General features: G+C 60.3%; 5 protein-coding genes. All 5 read right to left on the bottom strand.

The features are described from left to right. The 5 genes from tnpC to tnpA all read right to left on the bottom strand — a co-directional run bounded on the left by tnpC (position 1) and on the right by tnpA (position 4,331). Positions 1 to 1,653: an IS66 family transposase gene (gene tnpC, locus XH79_RS07080; protein ID WP_271581191.1), complete on the bottom strand. Its 1,653-nt coding sequence runs from the start codon at positions 1,651 to 1,653 to the stop codon at positions 1 to 3. Positions 1,654 to 1,698: 45 nt separating this feature from the next. Continuing rightward, complete coding sequence (gene tnpB, locus XH79_RS07075; RefSeq protein ID WP_271581190.1) at positions 1,699 to 1,893, bottom strand: IS66 family insertion sequence element accessory protein TnpB; 195 nt, start codon at positions 1,891 to 1,893, stop codon at positions 1,699 to 1,701. 33 nt (positions 1,894 to 1,926) lie between these two features. Further along, entirely contained in the window at positions 1,927 to 3,153 is a 1,227-nt protein-coding gene (gene ltrA / locus XH79_RS07070) for a group II intron reverse transcriptase/maturase (RefSeq protein ID WP_271581189.1), read from the bottom strand. 561 nt (positions 3,154 to 3,714) lie between these two features. Further along, a complete protein-coding gene (tnpB, locus tag XH79_RS07065; RefSeq protein WP_442869923.1) occupies positions 3,715 to 3,933 on the bottom strand; it encodes an IS66 family insertion sequence element accessory protein TnpB in 219 nt (72 codons plus the stop codon). Continuing rightward, positions 3,930 to 4,331 (bottom strand): IS66-like element accessory protein TnpA, encoded by a 402-nt coding sequence (gene tnpA, locus XH79_RS07060; RefSeq protein WP_271581188.1) that lies wholly within the window; start codon positions 4,329 to 4,331, stop codon positions 3,930 to 3,932. The genes tnpB (XH79_RS07065) and tnpA overlap by 4 nt, the downstream gene beginning before the upstream one ends. Positions 4,332 to 4,409: the final 78 nt, after the last annotated feature.

Below are 4,409 nucleotides of genomic sequence, written 5' to 3'. Positions count from 1 at the left end.
TCAGGCGGCCTGCTGACCGGCGGGCTTGCCGGCTTGGGCCAGGAGCTTGCATTCCCAGGGCAGCAGTTCGTGCAGACGCGATGTGGGAAGATCCGCGATACGGGCGAGGACGTCGGCGAGCCAGGCCTTGGGATCGACCTCGTTGAGGCGACAGGTCGTGATCATCGTCAGCATGATGGCGGCACGGTCGGCGCCACGCTGGCTGCCGGCGAAGGTCCAGTTCCGCCGTCCCAAGGCGATGCCTCTCAATGCGCGCTCGGCACAATTGTTGGTCAAGCAGATCCTGCCATCGTCGAGGAAGCGGGCGAAGTCGTCCCAGCGCCTGAGCATGTAATTCATAGGCTTTAGGACCTCGGAGGAGCGCGAGAGGGTTTCGCGCTCACGCAGCAACCAGGCGTGCATGTCCTCGAGAAGCGGCTTGCTCTGTTCCTGGCGCACGGCACGCCGCTCCTCGGCGCCGCGGCCGTTGATGGCGCGCTCGATCTCGAACAATGCATCCAGGCGTCTGACCGCCGCCAGCGCGATCGGAGAGACCGGTTTGCCCTTCTTACCTTCCCGAGCATTTTTCTCGATGTCGGCCAGCTCGAAGAAGCCCCGTCGTGCATGGGCAAAGCAAAATGCCGGCGTAATCGGCCGCGCCTTCTTCTGCGGATCGAACAGCGGTTCGAACCCGCTGTAGCAATCGGCTTGCAGGATACCACCGAAGGCGACCAGATGCTTCTGGGGATGCTCGCCTCGTCGGTCGCTCGAGGCGTAATAGACCGCCGCCGGCGGCGCGGGCCCGGCGAAGGGCCGGTCATCCCGCACATAAGTCCAGATCCGTCCGGTGGTACACTTGCCCTTCGCCAGGATACGGATGGTGGTGTCATCGCCATGAAGGCGCTCGGCCGCGAGCACATGGCGTTCGATCAAATGGAAGAGCGGCATGACGGCGAAGGTGCCGTGGCCGACCTGGTCGGCCAGGGTCGACAACGACAGGTCGATCCCCTCGGCCTTGAAGCGCGCACTCTGGCGGTTGAGCGGGATATGCATGCCGAACTTGTCGAACAGGATCGTCGCCAGCAATTGTGGGCCAATGAAGCCGCGCGGCGTGGTATGGAACGGTGCGGGCGGCTGGCTGATCTTCTCGCAATCACGGCAGGTGAACTTCTCGCGTACCGTCTCGATCAACTTGAAGCGGCGTGGGATCTCCTCCAGCGTCCTGGTCACATCCTCGCCGATCTTCGCCAGCCGCGATCCACCGCAGCAGGCACAGCTCGTTGGAGCCTCCATGACGACGCGCTCGCGTTCGATGTCATCCGGCCATGGCTTGCGCACCGGCCGCTTGCGCGTGAAGGAACGGACGTTCTGCGTCTTCGCCGCTGCGGCGTGCGCGGCAAGCTCATCCTCGCTCGCCGTGGTGGCGAGTTCTTCGAGCTCCAACTCCAGCTGCTCGAGCAGCCGTGCCGTGCGCTCGGAGCGCGGCCCGTACAGTTCGCGTTTGAGCTTCTCGATCCGCAGCTCGAGATGCGCGATTAGCGCCTCGTTGTCCGACAGCTCCGCCCGCGCACTGGCAGCCACCGCCTCGGCCTGCAGCCGCGCCTCACGCTCGGCCTGCAGCGCCGCCAGGGCACTTGCAAGGTCCGATGGAAGATCGTCCGGCTTCGATATCATGAAGCCAGTGAATCAGATCAAGCCGCAGATTCAAACCATAAAACGCTATCCGACCCGCGTCGGACGGTGGGTTTCTTGTGGGTTGCGCCAATCGATCCCGGACAACAGATAGCTCAACTGCGCCGGCGAGATCGTTACCGATTCACCGGCAACCGATGGCCAGATGAACCTGCCTCTCTCGAGCCTTTTGGTAAACAGGCATGCTCCCAGGCCATGGTGAGTCGGCCCCGGGAGTTGCACCCGGAGCCGCTCTCCGAACCGTACGTGACGCTCTCACGTCATACGGCTCTCAACAAGTAACGAAGCAGAACTCAACATCGTCCAATGAGCGAACAGCTTCGGCCTACGGCAGCGGATCGATTTGAGCCAGGTGGAGGCTCTGACTTTTCCATTCTTCAGCCCTTTGTATTTGCGTCGCGCCCAGCGGTTAAGAGATTCATCGACGTACCGATACAGGTTGTGCATTTCTGACCGCCCATATCTGCCGTAGTACTGCATCCATCCACGAAGGACGGGGTTCAGTTCCAAGGCGATTGCGTCGACTTCCGTCTGCGAGCGAAGCCTGAGCCGGAGCTGCCGGATCGTCATACGCATAGACTTTATCGCCGCCCTGCTGACCGCTGGCGAGAACGTACAGAAGTTTTCTTTCTTCTGATGGTTTCTTGCCCTGCGCGGTCGAAAGGTAAATCCCAGAAAGTCAAATGACTGACTGGCATGGCTACCCGGGCGATTGCTGTCTTTGCAGTAGACGATCTTGGTCTTGTCGGGATGCATTTCGAGTTCGCATTCCCTGAACCTCGCCTTCAGGGCAGCCTTGATGGCTTCCGCTTCAGCCTTGGTTCGGCAATGAACGAGCCCGTCGTCCGCGTATCGACACCATGGTGACCGCGGGAAGTTCCGCGCCATCCATGTATCGAACGCATAATGCAAGAACAAATTGGCAAGGACGGGACTGATCACGCCGCCTTGGGGTGTGCCCCGGTCGCGGGCGGTGACCGCTCCATCTTTGCCTTGCATCGGCGCTATTAACCAGCGTTCGATGTAGAGCAGAGCCCATTCGTCTTGCACATGCTTCCTGACAGCCTTCATGAGCAGCTCGTGGCTGATATTGTCGAACAGGCCTTTGATGTCGAACTCCAGCACCCAATCCATCTTCCAGCACCGTTGCCGGGTGACGCCGACGGCGTCTAGCGCGGATTTTCCGGGCCGGTAGCCGTAGGAATCGGGAAGGAAGATTTCCTCGAGTGCTTGTTCAATCTGCAGCTTGACGACCGTCTGCGCCACGCGATCTGCTACTGTCGGCACACCTAGAATGCGTTGTCCGCCGTTCTTCTTGGGAATGGGGACAGCCCGAACGGCAGGTGGAAAGTAGCTGCCAGAAGACATTCGATTCCAGACCTTGTAAAGGTTGCCCTTCAAGTCCTTCTCAAAAGCTTCGAGCGATACCTTATCCACGCCGGCCGCGCCCGCATTGGCTTTGACCAGTTTGTAGGCCTTCATCACTGTTTGCTTGTCGATATCGTACTGCTTACGTCCGGTTACACTCACATGTCCTCCTGCTCATCACAGTTGCATATGGGCGCAACCCACTTGTTTCGGCCCCTTCGCTCCAGCTCCATTACAGCACCTTCATCACTACTACGAGCCGATCCGCCCCAGTGTTGTGCTTCGGTACTCTCGTCTCGCGGTGTGCGCCGCTTGCACTTCTCCCTTGGCATCACAACGACTGGTTCCTGCAGTTCTCTACAAGAGCCTGTATCCAGATCGCGTCCCCTAAACGCCGGTCGCCATCCGCGCAGTAATCCAGGCACCTCACGGATTGATCTCAGGGATGGCACGCGCCCCTGATTTTGGCGACATCTTAGTAATTTTCGACGCGTCATCGGAAGATTCGCTTTCGCTCGCCTTCTGGATACCTACCTGCCCCGTAAACCCGGGACTTTTGCAACACTTGCTGATGACCGCGCCTTTTAAGCGAAGCCACAGTGTCGTGGTTTTGCACCTGCGCCTGAAACGCCGATGCAGGAGGGCCGTCCTCCATCTCTCATAAAGCTGTACGCATTAAATTCGGTTATTCACCTCCTTCATGCTCTGCAGCACACCGTGCCAGATCACCTTCACAAGATCGCTGCGGCGACCGCGGAAGACGAACAGATGACCGTTGAGCGGGTCTTTGTGCAGCACCTCCTGCACTTGGAGTGCCAACGACGGAAAACCTCTGCGCATATCGGTGTAGCCTGTCGCGAGCCACACTCGCGCGCCTGTCGGAACCGGGATCATCGGCGCACCAGGGCATCGAGAACGCGACGCAGCGCGTCTCCATCGACCTCGCCATCGACCCGGATGCGGTGTCCGCTACCAAGATCGATCTCGATGATGCCCTGGCTCTTCCGTCGACGCGCCGGCGCCGTCGTCAATGGCACTTCGGCCACATCCCGCGGCCGCACAGACGGCCCAATCTCGACCGGCACGAATGAAGCTATACTCGTCTCACCGTGCTTACAAAGCTCTTTGCGCCACCTGAACAGCTGGCTCACATGAAGGCCGGCCATGCGAGCCACCTCGGAAACAGTGGCTCCGGGCTCGAGCGATGCTGCAACCAGCCGTTCCTTCTCATCTCGCGACCACCGCCGCCGCCGCTCGACCGATGTGATCACCTCTGCCCGCGAAATCGTCATAGCGCTTCTCCTAGGATTACCCCTAGGACCTGCAGCGCTCGCCTCCGTCAAACAAGGCGGCCGTCAACGGAGGCGTAC

Origin of the sequence: Bradyrhizobium sp. CCBAU 45389, from assembly GCF_028128625.1 — a bacterium.
GTDB classification, from domain to species: Bacteria; Pseudomonadota; Alphaproteobacteria; order Rhizobiales; family Xanthobacteraceae; genus Bradyrhizobium; species Bradyrhizobium liaoningense_B.
The sequence above is the reverse complement of the archived record's forward strand: the minus strand, read 5'-3'. Positions and strand labels throughout refer to the sequence as shown.